The sequence below is a fragment of the Lactococcus sp. UBA7128 genome (assembly GCF_002492185.1).
GTDB lineage: Bacteria > Bacillota > Bacilli > Lactobacillales > Streptococcaceae > Lactococcus > Lactococcus muris.
Window position 1 is genome coordinate 35,412 of sequence record NZ_DKXK01000049.1, and the last position, 19,637, is coordinate 55,048.

A 19,637-nucleotide genomic window follows, 5' to 3' on the forward strand; every position below is an offset into this window, starting at 1 on the left:
ACATATTTTCTAAAATTCTGCTTCCCGTTAGGAGGCAGTCAAATACAAAGATTACCGTTCATCATCTTTCTATAGCTTCCCCACAAACCTTGTCGTAAATTAATTACATTTTTACAGGAAAAAAGAGGACAGTGTCCCTATCCTCCTTAAGCGTTAATACGATTATCTTTTCCAAAGCAGAAACTCTCGAGAACTGCAAGGCTATATAAAAACAGACCAAATCTGTTTTTATCAATTACTGTACTGAATAGTTAGGAGCCTCTTTGGTGATTTGCACGTCATGCGGATGTGACTCTTTCAACCCAGCGCCTGACATTTCGATGAATTGTGCAGATTCATGTAAGGCAAGAATATTCTCCGCGCCAGTATAACCCATTCCTGATTTCAAGCCACCAACCATTTGGAAAATGATGTCTGTAGCTGTTCCTTTATAGGCGACACGTCCCTCAATACCCTCTGGTACTAATTTATTTGCTTCATTGACAGCACCTTGGAAATAGCGGTCACTTGAACCTTTCTTCATCGCCGCAAGCGAGCCCATGCCTCGATACGTTTTGAATTTACGGCCTTGGAAGATTTCGAATTCACCTGGTGATTCGTCTGTACCAGCAAGCATTGAACCAAGCATTACTGCATCTCCACCTGCTGCCAAAGCTTTCACAATGTCGCCTGAATATTTGATTCCGCCATCAGCGATGATTGTTTTGCCATATTCACGCGCAACTGCTGCCGCATCGTAGATAGCAGTAATCTGTGGAACACCAACACCTGCTACGACACGCGTTGTACAGATTGATCCTGGGCCAATACCAACTTTAACGACATCAACACCAGCTTCAAAGAGTGCACGTGCACCTTCACCGGTAGCAATATTTCCTGCAATCAACGTACGATCTGGGAAGTGTTCACGAATTTCCTTAATCTTACGCAAGACACCAGCAGAGTGACCATGTGCAGTGTCAATAACAATAGCGTCTGCTCCTGCTGTGAAAAGTGCTTCTGCACGGTCAAAAGTATCAGAAGTTACGCCAACCGCTGCTGCAACCAAGAGACGACCTTGGCTATCTTTTGCTGCGTTAGGGAACTCAATCACACGTTCAATATCCTTGATTGTAATTAGGCCTGCAAGTTTACCACTTTCATCGACCAATGGCAGTTTTTCAATCTTGTGCTTTTGAAGAACTTCCTCAGCTTCACGCAAAGAAGTTCCTACAGGGGCTGTAATCAAGTTTTCAGAAGTCATAACATTCTTGATTTCTTGATTGTAGTTTGAAACAAAACGCAGGTCACGGTTTGTCAAAATACCCACAAGTTTACGATTTTCCAATGTTTCAACAATTGGTACACCAGAAATACGATAAGTAGCCATCAAGTTTTCAGCTTCTTCAATCTTATGCTCAGGCGTTAAGAAGAATGGATCCGTGATAACGCCCGACTCTGAGCGTTTTACTTTATGCACTTCCTCGGCCTGATCAGCAATACTCATGTTTTTATGAATAACGCCAAGCCCACCTTGACGCGCCATTGCAATCGCCATTTTACTGTCTGTCACAGTGTCCATAGCAGCAGAGATAATCGGAATATTCAATGTCAAGTTCTTCGCTAATTTGGTACGCATGTCCACCTCATTTGGCAGCACATGTGATTCTGCTGGAATCAACAATACATCATCAAAAGTGTAACCTTTTTTCAAAAACTTTGTTTCCCAATTTGACATTAAATTTATCCTCCAAATATATATTTTTACTATTCTATCACTATATTTTAGGGATTTCAATGATTTTTTACTAATTTTAAAAAAATTTTTTTAAATAATTTTCATTGCTTTGTGCTTTTTGGTAGAATAAGTAGTGATAGAAAAACTAATAATTAATATAGTAATGAGGAAAAAATGATTAACATAAAAAAAGCAGCCGTTTTTACCGGAATATGTTTCAGCATTCTTGCTGGCCACACAGTCAAGGCAGAAATTGCTGAAGTTCCGGTAGATAACCACCCAATGGGCTACTATGCCGAAGTACAAACAGCCGAAAACCCTATGGCAGCACCTCTTGATGCTCAAGGAAACTTGGCTGCTGTTGATGAGGATGGGCAAACTGTTAAAGAGGAACTCTCTGAAGAAGCAGATATTCCTAAAAATGCAAGCCGTTTTCGTCGTTCAGTTGCCAGAGAAAGTGAACAAACAAATCTAAGAAATGCCCCTTCAGATCTTGTTTCCAATGATGCAAGCTTGCCGCGTAAAGATGCGGTTGATATTGCTTCTTGGCAATCTTGGATGACCCAAAGTGACTTCAATCAGTTAAAGGCACAAGGGGTTAAAACAGTCATCGTCAAACTGACCGAAAGTACAAATTATGTCAATCCCTACGCCAAATCACATATCCAAATGGCACAAAGGGCTGGACTTGTAATTGCCGTTTATCATTTCTCTCACTTTTCTGAGTCGGGCAGAACTGCTCAAGCTACAGTAAACAATACAGCTCGAGCAGAAGCAAATTTCTTTGCTTCAATCGCTAAACAATATGGACTTCCAGCGAGCACTGTCATGATTAACGATGCTGAATATGTTCCAGCTGGCAGTGTCGGCAGTATGCCTTACTGGGATTGGACGATTGCCTCACAGAATTTTGCAGATCAGCTTAAAAAACAAGGCTTTGCTACCACACGTCATTACACTTCAAAAGCTTGGGCTGTTGACGGAACCGGTCAAATGGAGCCAAAAAAATTGGGCGCAAAAAATCTCTGGATTGCCCAGTATCTTTACGGAAAACCTAGTGCCTCTAATCTCCAAAATACACAGTTTGGCGCATGGCAATATACAAGCCAAATGTACTTTACAAACTTTAGTAAACGCAGCCCTTTGGATGTAAGCATTGATTATGCAAATATTTTTAGCAGCGGAGAGCTTCCAAGAATTTCAGTGAAATTTGTTCATCTTCCTGTTAAAAATCCAGGTTCTTCTCCATTTAAAGACATCTCTCACTCCATTTACAAAAATTACATCAACTGGAACTATAGTGTTGGGATTACCACAGGTTACACACCAACTACATATAATCCCGATGCAAATGTCACTCGCGGAGAGATGTCTGTATTTCTTCACCGTTTAGCTGGAGCTCCAGGCTATACACCTCCATTCAATGTTTATACGGATATCAACCAGTATAAAAACCAAATTCTTTGGTTGACAGCAGCAAATATTTCAAATGGTACGATACCACACTACAATCCAAATGGAAATGTAACCCGTGGACAAATGGCAGCCTTCTTGCATCGTACAGCTAAAGCTATGGGGAAAGCACCAGCTTCAGGAACCTATAGCTCACCTTTCACAGATATAAACAATAACATGTTCAAAAATGACATCAACTGGTTGAAGTCAAAAGGAATCACAACAGGCTATACGCCTACCACATTCAGACCTGATGCCAGCATCACTCGTGGAGAGATGGCAGCCTTTATCAATCGCTTTTACAATACTTTACGATAATAGAAAAAACGCTTAACCTTGGCATGTTTGTGCACATGGTTAAGCGTTTTTACTTATAGGAACCCAAAAGCAATTTTTAGTTCTACTTTTCTTCTTGCTATAGATAATAGATGCCAAACAAGGTAGCAAAAATTAAGATAAAGTTAGAAACAAAAGCAAGCCCGACAGTCAAATATAGGACTGAACGTTTGGACAATATTTTGAGTGGAAGAGCTGTATTAGACAATCCTAAGGCAAGTAAGGGAATAAATGGCGTAAAATACCTGCCCTGCTGACCATAGATTGCCCCTGCCACGATGTTATTAGGTGCAGGATTATAGCCTGCTCCCAAAAATGTCAAAAATCCATGATAAACACCTAAAAAATTGGCTAGAAAAAGCCCCAAAGCTCCAAAACTTAATAATTTTGATTTTACAAACTTCTCCTCGGACAGCATAACAAGCACTAGGAGAATATACCATGCTCCTGCTACCCAATAAGGCATGTAATTGTAACCTGGGTAAGGTGAGACAAGCAAGCCGATAAATATATTATTCGTTGAAAGACCCGGTGCTAGATTCACCATGAAATTAATAATAATGCGGTAAGCTGAAAACAATAAACTAGGTTTAAAAGTGAAAACAGCAGCCAAAGCCAATACCAGCAATGCCGTACCGGTAACACTCAAAATCACAAGACTTCTGCGGTTCAAGTTAAGAAAACTACTTTTTCCTAGCTCTTTACGACGTTGAAGAAATAATACAAAAGCAACGAGTGGAAAAAGAGCCACTAAAATCTTTATGTTTGTTTTTGTCCCTATCATAACAAAAACTGTCGTGGCAAGCATCGCAAGTGCGTACTTCCAAGTCATACGTTTAGCTTCATAGACATTAATCGTAATCATGAAGACCAGCAATGCTGCAATATAAGAAAGTGTATCATAAGATAAACTTGCCGTCGTAGCTACGATAACTGGTGTCAGGGAAAGCGCCATAAAAAGTAACTTCCCTCGTTTCAAGTACTTAATAATCATGCAAATCGCAAAGCTAGCAACTAAACTAGAAACCAAACGCCCAACGACGACCATAACACCAACAGATGGATAAATATGATAACCTAGCCAGACACCAAAAGCCGGGATGGCATGACCTAGAAAGTTAAAGTTTAAGACCGGCGGGATAGAACTTGTTCTTGGAATTTTCTCTATCGGCATTTTTACAATTTGATTTTCAAAGTACTTTTCAAACCAATCGCCCCTCTGATAGGCAGCTTCCTGAACATCCGTACCTGTTCCTATGGGTTCACCATAGGCAGACAAATCATTGCTGAGATGTGCAATATTTGAACTCACCGAATAATGCCATTGGCCATCCGGTTCACTAAACAAAGGCATCCCGATGGAAAGAACACTACTGATTATCACCGCTACAACAAAATAAATTTTATGGAGATTTTTCTCAACCTTATCAAATTCTTTAGTTTTCATATAATCTCCTTACAAATATTTAATAACAGCAAAAACAGAAACAGCACCTATAAGGATAAAAGCCACAACACTAATAACTATCTTTTTTAGCACATCTATTTTTCTTACAGGAGCATCACTAATCAATAACGGATGGTATTCATTTTCTCCTGCCGCAAAATCTGGGATACTCCCATTAAGTGTCGGCAGAGCCGTATTGGATTTTGAAACCGTGCTTTCACTGATTGAAGTTCCATTCTTTGAAATTCGAGTAGAATAATCCACATCAAAATAATGAATCTTATTGTTCTCTGTATAGTTTTGTGCGGCCTTAATCTGATATAGAAAATACTTTTCACCCTTACTCAAGCCATATATTTGGATAAGGGAGCGATTGATAGCTCTGTTCTTGTCTAAGTCAAAGTTAAACCGAGTCGTAGCCAGAGGGATTGCTCCACTCCCTGATGCAATCGTGTATCTTTGTCCTCCCTTAATGACTTCAGCAATGGAAGAAAGATTGCTGTCTAAGTCTTGCACTTCTCTCCAAGAACCATCGGGTGAGTATATCTCTTTTACCTCTCCTCTCTCGCGCCCCAAAACATATTCTGCACCGGAAGCCAAAGATAATTTTTCACCGTCAATCATCGCAAAATTAATACCCGAAGTAACCAAATCAGGAGTGGTCGCCAGCTGGATACCATTTCCATTTTGAGTCGTGGTTGCCTGCAAACTTAGATTGAGTTCAAGCGGGTTTGCCGCTGAAATCAATGCTTTATTCATATGTGTCTTGACTATGACCACAACATCTTGATTCAAACCCTCACTAAACCCTACCGTTGCAGCAACAACAGGAGAGGGACCACTTGCAGTATTTTCATCAAAGGCAAGGAGATTGGGAGTAATTTTTACCTCAGGATTTGAACTCTCGATGGAATCCACAACAAGTTGAGAATTGGCAGGCAGGGACAACGTCACTGAATCTGTCGTGTGTAGCAGATTCCGGTTGATGATAAGATGGTACTCCAAACTCTGATCCAATGAGACAACATACTGACCAAAAGTGGTTTTCTCCTCTGGGGTTACACTTTGCAAATTAAATTTCAAGTCTGGACTCGTATTCTCCAAATCAATGGAAAAAGTTTGATTGTTGTTCTGCACATCAATCAACTTGACATAGTTCAACTGGGCATCTAAAACAGCCGTTAATCCTGCAGACAACGTTGTCTCTGCAATTCCTTTTTGATTGGTAAATTTATTTGTAAATTTGCCTGGCTGATAAAAAGCTACTGGAGATTCTGGTACATCTGATGTCTCTAAGTTTAACTGCTCAATAATAGCTTTCCCATTAGAAACCAGAATACTATTCATTATTTTTCTAGCATCTGCATCATTAAGTATAATTCCTGGGCCAAACTTCAAACCATTATCAAAAAGAACTTCATCTCCTTGAACTTTCATCCATTTTGGAGCACTTTGAAGAAAGGTCTTCCATGCTCCCCCCTCAAGAAAGCTTTGTGAAAACTCCCCCTTCTTGATTTGCTGCATAGCAACCTCAACATTCAAAGCACTGAAAGAAGTATTTATGACAGGTGTCCCGTTATTGCTCACTTCAATTCTAGTCGATAATTTCTCTACTTGTGCAGCCTGTGCTTTTACTGGGGCAAATAGCATGTTCAAAAAAAGGAGGCCAAAAAACGTACAAAAAAGTATGTATGGCATCTTTCTTTTTAATATGGGTAGATTTTTTTCTAACATGAGCTCTCCATTTTTACCTACGAATTATTCTTCTTTTTCTTGATACATTTCCCAAAGGTCTTTTTTTATTTTAGAAGAAGATGTTTTTCCACGTGGAAAATACATTATTTTCAAATTTGGAAACTGTTCTTTAAGGCTATCAAATTTGCCCCGCCAGTCATCTCCCATGGCAAAAATATCGACATCGAACATATCAATATAGAGCGCTTTATCATCCCATGACTGTTCTGGCACAACCAAATCAACGTAGCGTATTGCTTCTAAAATATATTTTCTCGTATCATACTCCTGATAAGCTCGTTTTTGTTTTTCATTCCAGTTAAACTCATCCGTAGAAACCATAACAATCAAGCGATCGCCAAGATTACGCGCATTTTTAAGCATATTGATATGACTCTCATGTATAATATCAAATGTTCCTGCAACTAAGACTGTTTTCATTCTTTTTCCTTTCAATTCCTATACTTAAAATTTATATTTAAACTTCCAGTACCGGTAAAACAACCAACCAAATGGGAGTAATGACTGAACAAGGGCTTTCTGACCACTTTCTTGAACAATCTCTTTTCTACTCTTATGCGCAACGTAGCCATAAGCAATGTACAGGAGAGCATTTCTTAAGCGAACTTTTAGAGTAAATTCATCTGTCATCGCCATCTTTGCATTGAGCATGGCTCCAAGTGGATTATTGATGAGTAGCATTCTGCCAGAACTTGTATAGCCATCTTCAAGATACTCTGTGATATAGATAATCTTATTAATGAAGAGTGAGTCGCCCTTTTTAGCCATTTCTTTCCAAGCCACTCCTTCACTCATGAAGCGTTCGCTAGGGATATCTGGAAATGGGCTTGATTTCATAATTTCAGCATCTATGATTTCTGCCTTATCTCCTTTTATCCCCATATTATACCTGACCTCATTGAAATTTTTAATGAGATAGTTCTCAGGAAACTCTTCCCCTATTACCTCTGTTTCACTGTAGCCTCGTAAAAGGCTGATTCCCATAAGCTTGTTTTCTTTTACAATATTCCATGAGCTAAGAATTGTTTCCACTGCATCAGAAGTCAAGTAGTCATCACTGTCTACAACAAATACAGCATCAGTAGTAACCGCTTTAGCTCCTGTATTTAGAGCCCTGTGCTTTCCACCGTTTTCTTGCTTAATATATACAATCTTTATCTTTTCTTCTTTGATAAATTCGTTGATTAGCTCTTCTGTATTATCACTGCTTCCATCATCGACTACTAACCATGTGAACTCCAGATTGGTCTGCCCTGTTAAACTTTCATAAAGCTTGGGTAAGACATATGCTCTATTGTATGTAGGGGTCAGAATTGTCAAACTATATCCCATGTCAAATTCCTTGTGTTCTGTATATTCTATTCATTTCTCTTCCTAAAAGGTGGACGACTACTTTGAATCCAAATATTTTATAAATGTATTTTATCTTTTTGACTGTGGGATGCCCCTCAATATTTAAGATAAATTTATATTGTTCCAAGTTTTTTATTATTTGGAGACTCGCCGTTTTATCTTGTTTCTGATATTCTTTAGCTTGCCCTAAGAGAACTACATATGGATAGGCCAAATAAGATAAAAAAGCTTTTTTTATTTCTTTATTTTCTATTTTTGAAGCTCTATCGAAGTTAGCAACCAAAATTTCTTCTAAATCCTTCATACTTTGAAGAGAGACTCTTTGCGAAGTTTGACTCACTCCTGTTTTAATCCAAGTGTAAAAATGATAATTGTACCAGTCGTAGCTTTGAGCTACAGCAATTAAATCTGCTGTAAAAGCTGTATCTTCATTTCTCATTCCTACTGGAAATTCCAAATGATATTTTTTTATTAAATCATTTTTGATTACCTTTGTCCAAACAGCTCGAACCAATTTATTCCCTACAATTAATTCTTTCAAAGCGACTTCTGTAGGTTGTTTTAATACTCTATCTCTTGAAAAATTAGATTCTCCTACATGATCTACGTTTCCATTACGTTCAATTGCAGAATCAAACATTAAAACATCAGCCTTAGATTCTAGAAGTTGGCTGTTTATAGCCGCCAAACCATCTTTAGTCGACCATAAATCATCATTATCCATAAACATAATATAGTCGCCCGTGGCTTCTTTTAAACCTGTGTTTCTAGACTTTGATGTCCCTCCATTTTCTTGATGAATGGTTTTCACTCTGGAATCAGCCTTTGATAGTTCATCGCATATATTTCCAGAATTATCTGTTGAACCATCATCTATTAAAAGAATCTCTAAATCTTGATGTGTTTGCTGAGTAATGCTGGATACGCATTTTTCGATATACTTTTCCGAATTATAAACTGGGATAATAATGCTAAATTTCATGATTTATCCTTCCAAAACCATTTATAGTATTCATGATTTACTCTCTCATTTTCTGGGGGTAATTTCATATAATCGCCATACTGACGGGAGAGATAAGCATCATGATCTTTCAGTTTTCGAGAAATCAAATGCTCAAATTTTACATCTTCATATTCTTCCCAGATTTTTTTAGGAAAAATTGCATTTTTATAACCAGTATACAGATATGAGACTAGATTGTTATCTGTATTATTGTATTTTTGCATAAAGAGATCTAACTGTTCAGCTAAAGTTCGATATTTTCCACGGTATTTGAGATGCTGCGGCATCCACAAAATCAACTTCCCCCAAAAATAAAGTTTTCTGCTTGCACTGGCAAAGTCTAAACCATGAGGATTTGAAGCCGTTAATCGAACGGCTTTTTTCAAGAACTCTTTTTTAAACTGCTTTCGTTCTTCCGCATCATCCGGTAAAATATCCATCGGAAAAATATCTAAAAACACTCCTGTTCCTCTATTCAAATTATCAATTTTACTTTCAAATGTTGTACGTGTATCATATAACTTTGCAAAAGGAAGATAAGTTTCTCTGACTTTATAGTAAAGAAGAGCATATCTCTCATCTGGGAGTTTTTCCATCAAAATCTTAATGAGGCGTTCATAGTTTGATCGTGTAAGCTCGATGTCAATATCATCATCCCATGGAATATAGCCCCCATGACGCATAGCTCCAATCAAAGAGCCGCCAGCTAAAGTATATTCAATACCATTTTCTCGACAAATAGTATCGATATAAGCCAGTTGGTCAAGCTGTATTTCACGAAGTTCTTCTTGAGTTATCTCTTTCATTTTTTCTCGTCCAATTCTTTGAAAACTTTTACGAAAGCTTCTGCTGATTGTTCCCAAGTAAAGTTTTCTACCACATTCTTAGAGACTTTTTTCTGTATGCGTCTCATCTCTTCTTTATCCGCAATGATTTTTCTCAGCGTTTGAAGTAGTGCAGATTCACTGTTTTCGATAATAAAGCCATAACTTTCATCTGGCATAATATCTCGTGCTCCACCGACAGTTGGAGTTGCAATTACAACATTCTCTAGCATGGCTGCCTCAAGCATTGCTGTCGCAAAACCTTCACTCCGAGACATCAGAACAAAAATATCCGATTTCGCATCTAACTCTAGTACGCCCTCATAAGGGAGTCGTCCTAAAAATTTTATATTTTCTTGTTGATACTGTGTCCGAACATCCTTTAATAGTGGACCATCACCAGCTATAATCAGTTCCAAGTCCTCTCGTTCTTTTGAAAGCTTTTCAAAAGCCGAAAGCAATATTTCAACGCCTTTCATCTGTGGAATCAATCGCCCAGCATAGGAAATAACAATCTTATCCTGGACTTTTTCTATCTTTTGGTTATTATACTCTTCAATGGAGACTGCATTAGGAAGTGTACCTTTTGCATGTATGTTAAAAGTTTTCAACCATTCAGAAGCTTCCTTGGATACACCATAAAAAAGGGAAGTATTTTTCTTCACCTTCTTTATCAACCAATGCTCAATTTTTTGTAAAAATAAATCTAAAATGGGCTGGTTCAAGGTAAGGTAGGACGAACCATGCTCGATAACGATTGCTTCTTTTCCTTTTTTCTTTGCCAGTTCAGTTCCTAACAAGGCAGGAAGGTGAAAACGAGTATTGGCGATATAATAATCAATGGGTTCAGATGAAATTTTCTTTATTAAAGAATGATATAAGGCGTTCTTTTTCAAAAATGGATATCTGTTTTTCCAAATATTTTTTACAGGAAGACGATAAATTTTTATTCCATCTTGTACCTCTTCGTTAAGCAAATCATCACTATGCTGAGTCGTCACTATAATGACATTATAGCCCCGCTCGTGCAGTTTTTTACTAACATTGTAGGTATAGCGTTCGACACCACCTAAATGAGGCAGGTAATATCCATTAAAAATCGCAACTGTTTTATTCATTATTTTTCACCAATTGTTTTATATTTTTCAAATCGCCAGAGAAGTACAAGAAAACTACAATCAAAGCTAGCCAAATACTTCCTCTCACAAGAAGGGTAACAAAGGAATTTAAAATATTAGTAAAATCTTGTGTGAAATATAAAACTGCATAAAGTAGTATTCCCAGAATGAAAGGTTTGATGAGATTTCGTACTATTAGACGAAACTTCCCTTCAAGTGCGCGACTCATTAACAAACTTCCTGAAATAATAAAATTAATGATATAAGAGATGGAAACTGCAATTGCCACAGTATCTATTGAACCAAAGGAAATTCCAACTATGATGCTTATGCAAATAGTTCCTAAAGAAACTATCCCATTAAAGGATTGGATCCTCACAAGATTTCTTGCCTGCCATATCGCTGGCATCATCTGTGCCAGCATCTGTGCCCATATACTCAAACTTAAAAATTTCAAGGGCACGACTGCTCCGCCCCATTGATTCCCAAACAGCAAGTAAATGATGGGTTCAGCATTGAGTGAAAAGAAAACAGATACCGGAATAGCGATAAAGGCGAGGATTTGACTAATTTTTAAATATGTATCTCTTATTAAAGGGACATTTTTTTCATGTTCGGCCAAAATAGGTTGTAAAACAGGATTGACGACACTTAAGAATACAGTTATCGGAAGTGATAGCAATTGATAACTTCTTGAATAATTTCCTAAGGGCTTGGCGCCAAAAAACTTACTTACAAGTAGGTTATCGAAGTTACGATAAAAGTAGTTTAATAATAAAAAGCTCGTTTGATATTTTACAAATGAAAAGATTTTCTTCATTGGGCCAAGATGCATTGACCTTGTAAACTTAATATCTACCAGTCGTAAATTCAACACAAGTATGATTGCTTCAATCATCGTAAAGGTGATTACCAATGAATATATCCCAGCATGCATTAATGCAGCAGTTATACCCATTACCCCGCTAATTATGCTTGCCCCAGCCAATCTAAGGCTGATTGCCTTAAATCTCTTTTCCTTACTGAGGATACCATTAGGCACTTGGTTCATCGCTGCAGTAAGAATTATAAGTGACATTGACCAACTGATCGGAATATAGATTGGGTCGTTGAAAATTGTTGATAATGTAAAGCCACCAACAACTCCGAAAAATAGAGAGGTAATCACGCCAATTAAGATTGTATAATTAAAAATCACTCCATAATCTTCAGGCTTCAACTCTTTATTTTGCACAATTGCTGGTGCGATAGCCGTACCAGTTAAGAGTTGGAAAAATAAAATTAACACTTGTACCGTAGTTACTATCCCTATTTGCTCAGGGGTCAATAGCCGTGAAAGCACCATATTGAGGATGAGTTGTACAACTACGGTACTGTACTGAGCAATTGCCGTGAAAAATATTCCTGATTTAAACTCGTTTTTCATTTGTGAAATTCATAATCTAAGTATTTCTTCATTCCACTTTCGAGATTATACTTTGGATTATATCCTATTTTCTTTAATTTTTGGATGTTACTGATTGAAAGTTTAATATCGCCTTCTCTTGGTTCAGCATATTTGACATCTACCACTTTGCCTAAATTGCTTTGGGAAAAGCGAATCAAATCATTCAAAGTCGTCTTTATTCCAGTCCCAACATTGTACACTTGGCCTAAAGATTGGTCAGATGTGGCAATAAGAAGCAGCGCTTGGAGAACATCATCAATATAGACAAAATCTCTTGCTTGCTCACCATCGCCAAAAATTGTCAAAGGTTTCTGGTTTTTCAGGCGATCCACCAAAATCGAAATAAAACCTGAATATGGGGAATTAGGATTCTGGTTCGGACCATAGACATTGAAAAAGCGCGTTGCACTTGCCGGAATTTTGTAAAGGTTATTATAGACCATGACCATTCTTTCCGAAGCAAATTTATCAACCGCGTAAGGTGTTAGAGGACGAATGATGCTTTCTTCCTGTTTTGGAAGAGTCGGTTCATCTCCATAAACCGCTGCACTTGAAGAAAAAATAAAACGTTTGATCGATTTTTTATTTTTCCGTAGAATCTCTAAAATCGCCATTGTACTATCAAAATTGACTTGATGAGTTTCATATGGACGAGCAACTGAATCCGCTACAGAGGCCACTGCTGCAAGATGAAAGATATAATCAAAGTCATTTTCGTCAAATACTTTCTCAAGCAGATCTTTATCCGTTACAGAGCCTTTTATTTTTATTAAATTACTCGAGCTATTTAGGTTAGAAAAATCTCCCATTGAGAGGTCATCAATAACCGTAACCTTGTTGTTAGGAAGAAGCTTATTAGCCAAAGATGAACCAATAAACCCTGCCCCACCAGTGATTAAAATATTATTGTTTTGAATCATTCTTATTTTCCACTTCTTCCACATTCTTCTTAAGTAGTGATATTTCTTGAACTAAATTTTTTATTTGCTTTTCGGCAGATATTAAAGACATCTGATGTTTCAAAACAATTATCAGTAAAATACTCACCAGTATAAACAAAGATAATGCTGTAAGAGTTTGAATACCAAAGAAATGTGCTACTTCACTTCCTACTTCTGGAAAAAGCGCTCCAAACAGAATAACTAACGCTAGAACCAGCCATTTCAACATGTGTCGAATTTCTGCTCTATCTTTTCTAACAAGATGAATCGTATAAAAAAAGAATGAAACTGCTAGAATAATCGCTAATATTCGTAGTTGTAACGGCATCATTTTCTACCCTTCCCTAATAGTGACGTTGCTAAAATGGACAACGAAACACTAATCATATAGTTTACACCTTTTAAAAGGCTTATGCTAGATGTCCCCGTAGTTCGTTCAAACATTCTTACCCCTACTTCTTTTACACGAATATTTTTGGCAAAAAGATGCATGTAGCTTTCTGGCTCTGGATACTGCCGAGGATACCTTTTCACAAATTGCTCAATAACTTTTCTATTCCCTGCACGATAGCCACTGGTAACATCCATTATACGTATCTTTGATGTGAAACGAATCAAAGTGGACAAAATCTTAATTCCAATTTGACGTGTTCTTGAAGACTTAAACTCTGAATTGCTCTCATCAAGGAATCTTGAACCAACAGTAAAATCTGCTTGGTTATTTATAACAGGGTCTATCAGTTGCGGAAGTGATTCGATATCATGTTGTCCATCACCATCAAATTGGACTGCGATATCATAACCCTTTCTATAGGCATACATATATCCTGTCTGTACAGCTCCACCAATTCCAAGGTTTTGAATGAGTTCAACATGATTAATCTTGTTCTCTTTCAGCACTTCTTCTTCGTTATCTGTCGAACCATCATTTATGACTACATAATCTAAGTCATAAAAAGAACTTTTAATATAATTTTCTACTTTTTTGATATTCTCTGCAATGCCTTCTCCCTCGTTATACGCAGGAATGATTAGAAGAATTTTTGCTTTGTTAGTCAAATCTATGAAATTCCTCTCTTAGTCTTGGATTTGTCTTTTTCACTTGTAACATTAATTTAATCAAGTACTTCCATCTGATTCCAGAATCTCTTTTCAAAAGACCTTTCAGAATCATTTTAACATATTTTCTTTTAAGTTGACAGAGCAAGTCGGGCTTATAGGCTTTGTAAAATCGATATTCGCTGCTAAAAATACTATGAAATCTTTCCTCTGACAGACTGGATAAATCTTGAACTGATAGCTTATGGCTAAGCTTACATTGCAACACCTTGACCTTTTTATGACTCGAAATGATTTTTGAAAAGATCCAATGGTCCAGATAGTCAAGAGGAAACTCTTTTGTAAAACCACCGATTTGTTCAAGGAAAGACTCGTTCAGCGTTAGCGTACTGGATATTCCAGAAATATCTTGGTGATAGACACCCGCTTCTCTTGGGTAGAGGAGCATGTCCAAAGTCTCACTTGCTGTGGGAGAAATCTGTGTTGTGCCATCATATATTTTCGCGCAGTAAGCAACGATGTCACTCTCTCTTTCTTCACCTTCTAACTCAGAAAACAGAGTAAGCATATAGCTTTCTGTAAGTAAGGTATCATCGTCCAGCAACATCAGCCATTCGTCTTTTGACAAAGAGAGAGAAGTCTCATATGCTATACGGGTCCCTCGTTCTTTAGGATTAGGATTATAAAGATATGTGAGTGAATGAAAAAGAGGGGAAAGCTTTATCTCTGAATAGTCTATAGCTCCGTTATCAAATACAATGACATTGAGCTTTTTTTTGATTGCATCACTAAGTTTGACAAGTGATGCAAAAGATTCTGTTTCCGTGAATTTTTGGGCATAAGCGACCAAACAAATTGTTATATTCATATTTATCGTTTCTTAAATTTCAAGAGCACTCTTTTAACCGTTCTCTTTATTTCAGACTTAAACGAACTTGAACTGTCTGCATTCACTGTGAGTAGATTTTCTATATGTCGCACGGCTTTCTTCTCACTGCCTTGGACTTTTTCAGCTTCTTCAATAAACGTTTTATAAACAAACTCTATAGAATATTTCTCTCGTACTTCCGAAATTTTATTGATGCTGTTTTGCTTTTGCTCTGTAAAAGTTTCTAGGCTCAAGCTCATTTTTTCAGATAAGGCTTCAATATCTCCTAAAGGATACATCTCTCCTTCTTGAAAAATCTTGTATGCAGACGCGTAACCCGGGTTGTCCGATATGATAACAGGAAGTCCCTTGAGTAGAGCTTCAATATAAACCAAACCAAAGGTCTCCATAGCCGAACTGCTGACAAAAATATCCTTATCTGTAAGTTCTTCCCAGGGATTATCCAGATGACCGGTCAACTTCACATTTTTCAAATTATATTTCTTAATATAATTTAAGCACTTGATTTTGTAGTCTTCATCTCCGGCACCGATTAAAACAAGATCAACATCCGTTTTTCCAGACTGGTGATAAGCTTTTAAAAGTTCCAATTGATTTTTACGTTCGGTCAAACGCCCTACTGACACAAAACGAATATTTTCTCCTTTTTTTAATGGCGAGGCATCCACTTCGCTATAAGGAATGAACTGCTTAATGTCTTTTTCTCCAAAGAGAAGATTCAGTTTTTGATTCAGAAGCCCTGTCACACTGTAGATTTCTTTCGAATACTCTGCTATAAAATCTATCTTATCAAGATAATAAGCAAACTCATTTTCTGGAAACTCATGGATTAACCAAAAATGAGGAATTGACTCACACGCAGCAGCAAGCGCGCCTTGAAACATATTCACCGTATTAGTAACCACTAAATCTATGCTGTTTTCCTGAATCAGTTGTCTGATTTGCGCAATGTTTTCGCGATAATAAAAGGCACGAACCTTAGCATCTTCTGGAAGCCCTCCTGGTGCATCTTCCCACCACCATTTTCCTGCTGGAAGAATATAGGTATCGATACCCGAAGCCTTAAATTTGTTTTGGTAACTTGTTTTATCCTCCCCTTGATAACCTGGTGCAACATTTATCACTTTGTTCCCACGTTTAACTAACGCAGTCATCAGATAAAAAATTGAGATTTCTGCTCCATTATCAAAGGTACCTGTTGGAGAAACGAATAAAATATTTTTCATTGTTCTTTCCTCGTTATTCGAAATGCAATCATGGTCAGCCTCTCATTCAGCAAGACAGGCTCTGTAAGAAAAATTGATTGAAAAGCACTTAAATTAAGTCTTCCCTGCCCCAAACATTATTCGCTTATACTCTTGGTAAATTCATCTGTATGATCTTTAGCTGTGCAATGTTCTAAAACAAAATCATAGGCATTTTCGGCAATTGCTTTTCTTTTTTCTGGACTTTCGATAAGTGCTTCTAGTTTTTCATACCATTCATTTGGTTGAGCCAAGAGACCCGTTCTTCCGTCTTCAATCATTTCTTCAAAAGATCCTAAATTACTTGCTAGGGTTGGAATCTTTACAAGAGCAGCTTCCAGCCACTTGATTTCTGATTTTGCCCGATTGAACACATTATCCACTAGAGGAGCCAAGTTAATATCCACTTGACTAATAAGTTTCGGCAGCTCTTTCCAATCTACATAATCATTCATTTTGATTTGTCTTGAAAATTTTTGCAAGTCCTGTGGGAGATCGATATAACCGACCAAGTGAAGTTCTACATTGGGATATTTTTCTAAAATTTGAACAATCGCTGGTTTAATCATTTCAAAATTTTCATTGTGTGTGATTGAACCGGAGAAGTATCCTATTTTAACTTTTGCGTCTTCTTTTGAATAATCTTTGAGTGCTTTTTGACTGAGGCTCACCAGTTCTTCGCTGGCAAGGTTTCTATTTAATAATACATTTGAACTGTAGTTTTTCAGCTCCTCTTTAAGATCACGAGTCGTTGTTATCACGCTATCACACAGCGCCATCATCCTCCCATAAGAGTGAACGCCACTGTCATACGCGTGTTTCTCTAAATCAGAGAGTTCTTGCGTATAAGTCAGCAAGTCGGTGTATTTTGTATCAATAACAAGGTCATCAATATCATAATAAACAGGCTTATTATACTTTTTAGCAAGCTGACATAACTTTTCTAGTTCTTCTGAGTAACCCGTACGATAGATAATGATATGGCTTGCATTTTCTGCATAACCCATCTTAAAGCTTGAAGCATTTACTACCCACACGTCAAAGCCAAGCGATTTTAACTGTGCAGCTTTATTTTCAACACGATAGCGTGTACACTGTGGAATAGCATTTTCAACACCATCAATAATCAGGATATGCTCTTTGGGTTTTGTATTCTTGATATCCTCCATTATCCCATCAATAACTTCTGAGGGATAGGAAGTACTTGACTTTATATAATCAATTAAGGCAGGAACTTCTGTTTCTCTTGTTATGCCTTGCCAGGCAAACTTGTCGTTATCGTAATTTGAAAATGCTGTGTATTTTACTAAAGGAACTTTGAAATCTTTCAGCATGACAAGTGGATGCATATACATCGCACTGTCACCATTGTTGTTACTTACTGCACCATGCTTAAACCCTAAATCTTCAAAATGTTTTGTAAACACAGTTTCATGTTTACCAATCGCTTTATTTCTCGAATTTGTATCGTCCATATTTTTCCAGTATTTTATGAAACCTGGGTAAGTGAACATACTTTTTTCAATAACGAGGAAATACGATTGGAGATGAACTGGAATGGTTTTATATTTGTTATAACCCGTAAAATCTTCTTGGGGTTCGCCATAGGAGATACCCCAGAAGTCCAATTTACGCTCAGCCATTTCCCTAAAGGTTATTTCCAAGTCCATAAAGGGCCCAACATTTGTGTCATTAACAAGTAGCAGTTCATCGTATTGTGAAAGAACGGTTTTTTCTAGCTCCAAAATGCCCTGTCTAAATGCTGCTGTGTCATATCCCTCATTTGGCCGGAGAATTACTTCTCCAAAGCCCTCCAAGATCTTTTGGTCTTCTAGGACGAGAGAACCATTGACAACAATGACGATTTTATGCGACAGTCTAGCCAGAGCCTCAAGAAAAATCAGCTTGTACTCCTGAAGCTTTTTACCGTTTGAATAAATGACGTAAACAAGGACACGCTTAGGATTGTGATAGTTGTTGTTTTTGCGTGATTTATTGCGTAAAAGACTTAGTATTTCTTTTTTGATTTTGAGAACTGGGTGGAATTTTAACCCTAGGGCTTTAAAAATCCTCTTGGGCATTTTTAGCCACAAGTTTGGATGACGTAAAACATGAGAGACACGCTTAATATTTTTCACGATAGCACTTCCCAGTCTGTAACTTTTTGACTGGGTGATGTTTTGTATATGTACCTCTTTGCTCTCTATCTCCCATTCTTTACGTTGGAGTTCTTGCTCCAAGCGCCTTATTAATGCAAGACGTTCATCCGCAACCTCTGCCATCTCTCTATAGTTGCTCGCACTAACTATGAGGTTTTGCTTGATTGCCTGTGCGTACCTGTCTCCAAGGACATCTTTATATTTATTTAAAATATAAAGATAATCATCAAAATACCTGTCCAAATCATCCCTTTGGCTCCGTGAAGCTTCCAGTACGCGATAGTTTAACTTAGTTTCTCTCACAAAATAAGCACTTGCACCGTTGTTGAGAAAGAGGTTGAGCCAAAAATCATAATCTTCTAAACTTCGCAAATTCTCATCAAATCTCGCATTTCCAATCGCCTGAGTTTTTACTAAGGAAGACATGTCAATAACATTTTGCACCAATTCATCATTGAGAGAAAAGTCTAGGTTTTCATGCAAAATATTTCTCTTTTTTTCAAAATCCCAGAGTTGACAGTAGGCGATGTCTACATCACCATGTTTTTTTGCCTCTCTGAGCAAGATTTCGATATGGTCTTTGTTTAAAAAGTTATCACTGTCGACAAATAAGAGATAATCACCAGTAATCCTATCCAGAGCAGCATTTCTTATTTTTACTACGCCTTGATTTTCACCTGAAAAATAGCGCGTTTCTGGAAAGGGGGATTCTGGAAGCAGTGAAGAAATAATTTCTCCAGAATGATCTGTTGAACCGTCATTAAAAATAATAAGTTCAATATTTTGATGAGTTTGCTCAAAGATACTTCTTATGCACTGTTCAATATATTTTTCATGATTATAGCAAGTGACTACAACTGAAATCTTATCATTCATAGGTATACTCTTTC

16 protein-coding genes are annotated in these 19,637 nt (G+C 37.4%); 1 reads left to right on the top strand and 15 read right to left on the bottom strand.

The window, feature by feature from the left end; all coding sequences use genetic code 11:
* Positions 1 to 235: 235 nt before the first annotated feature.
* Positions 236 to 1,717 (bottom strand): IMP dehydrogenase, encoded by a 1,482-nt coding sequence (gene guaB, locus B4H39_RS05880; RefSeq protein WP_202229704.1) that lies wholly within the window; start codon positions 1,715 to 1,717, stop codon positions 236 to 238.
* A 174-nt stretch (positions 1,718 to 1,891) separates the two neighbouring features.
* On the opposite strand from guaB, the gene B4H39_RS05885 reads away from it, so the two are divergent.
* Positions 1,892 to 3,490, top strand: a complete 1,599-nt coding sequence (locus tag B4H39_RS05885) for a GH25 family lysozyme (protein WP_202229702.1) — start codon at positions 1,892 to 1,894, stop codon at positions 3,488 to 3,490.
* Between the two features lie 97 nt (positions 3,491 to 3,587).
* Here the strand turns inward: B4H39_RS05885 and B4H39_RS05890 are convergent, their stop codons facing one another.
* The 14 genes from B4H39_RS05890 to B4H39_RS05955 all read right to left on the bottom strand — a co-directional run bounded on the left by B4H39_RS05890 (position 3,588) and on the right by B4H39_RS05955 (position 19,623).
* Positions 3,588 to 4,955 (bottom strand): DUF2142 domain-containing protein, encoded by a 1,368-nt coding sequence (locus B4H39_RS05890; RefSeq protein WP_202229700.1) that lies wholly within the window; start codon positions 4,953 to 4,955, stop codon positions 3,588 to 3,590.
* A gap of 9 nt (positions 4,956 to 4,964) precedes the next feature.
* A complete protein-coding gene (locus B4H39_RS05895; protein ID WP_271327890.1) occupies positions 4,965 to 6,689 on the bottom strand; it encodes a surface protein in 1,725 nt (574 codons plus the stop codon).
* Positions 6,690 to 6,713: 24 nt separating this feature from the next.
* A complete protein-coding gene (gene tagD, locus B4H39_RS05900) occupies positions 6,714 to 7,130 on the bottom strand; it encodes a glycerol-3-phosphate cytidylyltransferase (protein ID WP_251420313.1) in 417 nt (138 codons plus the stop codon).
* A 24-nt stretch (positions 7,131 to 7,154) separates the two neighbouring features.
* Entirely contained in the window at positions 7,155 to 8,042 is an 888-nt protein-coding gene (locus B4H39_RS05905; RefSeq protein WP_202229694.1) for a glycosyltransferase family 2 protein, read from the bottom strand.
* Between the two features lies 1 nt (position 8,043).
* The gene (locus B4H39_RS05910; protein ID WP_251420314.1) at positions 8,044 to 9,045 is read right to left on the bottom strand and encodes a glycosyltransferase family 2 protein; all 1,002 of its coding nucleotides are present in this window, start codon (positions 9,043 to 9,045) and stop codon (positions 8,044 to 8,046) included.
* A complete protein-coding gene (locus B4H39_RS05915) occupies positions 9,042 to 9,872 on the bottom strand; it encodes a LicD family protein (RefSeq protein WP_202229690.1) in 831 nt (276 codons plus the stop codon). Before B4H39_RS05915 ends, B4H39_RS05910 begins: the two co-directional genes overlap by 4 nt.
* Positions 9,869 to 11,008 carry a glycosyltransferase family 4 protein gene (locus B4H39_RS05920; protein WP_251420317.1) on the bottom strand — a complete coding sequence of 380 codons (1,140 nt, stop codon included), beginning with the start codon at positions 11,006 to 11,008 and terminating at the stop codon, positions 9,869 to 9,871. Before B4H39_RS05920 ends, B4H39_RS05915 begins: the two co-directional genes overlap by 4 nt.
* Positions 11,001 to 12,434: a lipopolysaccharide biosynthesis protein gene (locus B4H39_RS05925; RefSeq protein ID WP_202229686.1), complete on the bottom strand. Its 1,434-nt coding sequence runs from the start codon at positions 12,432 to 12,434 to the stop codon at positions 11,001 to 11,003. The genes B4H39_RS05920 and B4H39_RS05925 overlap by 8 nt, the downstream gene beginning before the upstream one ends.
* Positions 12,431 to 13,375 (bottom strand): NAD-dependent epimerase/dehydratase family protein, encoded by a 945-nt coding sequence (locus tag B4H39_RS05930; RefSeq protein ID WP_251420319.1) that lies wholly within the window; start codon positions 13,373 to 13,375, stop codon positions 12,431 to 12,433. Before B4H39_RS05930 ends, B4H39_RS05925 begins: the two co-directional genes overlap by 4 nt.
* The gene (locus B4H39_RS05935; RefSeq protein ID WP_202229758.1) at positions 13,359 to 13,724 is read right to left on the bottom strand and encodes a DUF2304 domain-containing protein; all 366 of its coding nucleotides are present in this window, start codon (positions 13,722 to 13,724) and stop codon (positions 13,359 to 13,361) included. Before B4H39_RS05935 ends, B4H39_RS05930 begins: the two co-directional genes overlap by 17 nt.
* The gene (locus B4H39_RS05940; protein WP_202229682.1) at positions 13,724 to 14,455 is read right to left on the bottom strand and encodes a glycosyltransferase family 2 protein; all 732 of its coding nucleotides are present in this window, start codon (positions 14,453 to 14,455) and stop codon (positions 13,724 to 13,726) included. Before B4H39_RS05940 ends, B4H39_RS05935 begins: the two co-directional genes overlap by 1 nt.
* Entirely contained in the window at positions 14,448 to 15,323 is an 876-nt protein-coding gene (locus B4H39_RS05945; protein WP_251420321.1) for a glycosyltransferase, read from the bottom strand. Before B4H39_RS05945 ends, B4H39_RS05940 begins: the two co-directional genes overlap by 8 nt.
* 2 nt (positions 15,324 to 15,325) lie before the next feature.
* A complete protein-coding gene (locus tag B4H39_RS05950) occupies positions 15,326 to 16,570 on the bottom strand; it encodes a glycosyltransferase family 4 protein (protein WP_251420324.1) in 1,245 nt (414 codons plus the stop codon).
* Between the two features lie 116 nt (positions 16,571 to 16,686).
* Positions 16,687 to 19,623, bottom strand: coding sequence for a rhamnan synthesis F family protein (locus tag B4H39_RS05955; protein WP_286927539.1), 2,937 nt, complete (start codon positions 19,621 to 19,623; stop codon positions 16,687 to 16,689).
* Positions 19,624 to 19,637: the final 14 nt, after the last annotated feature.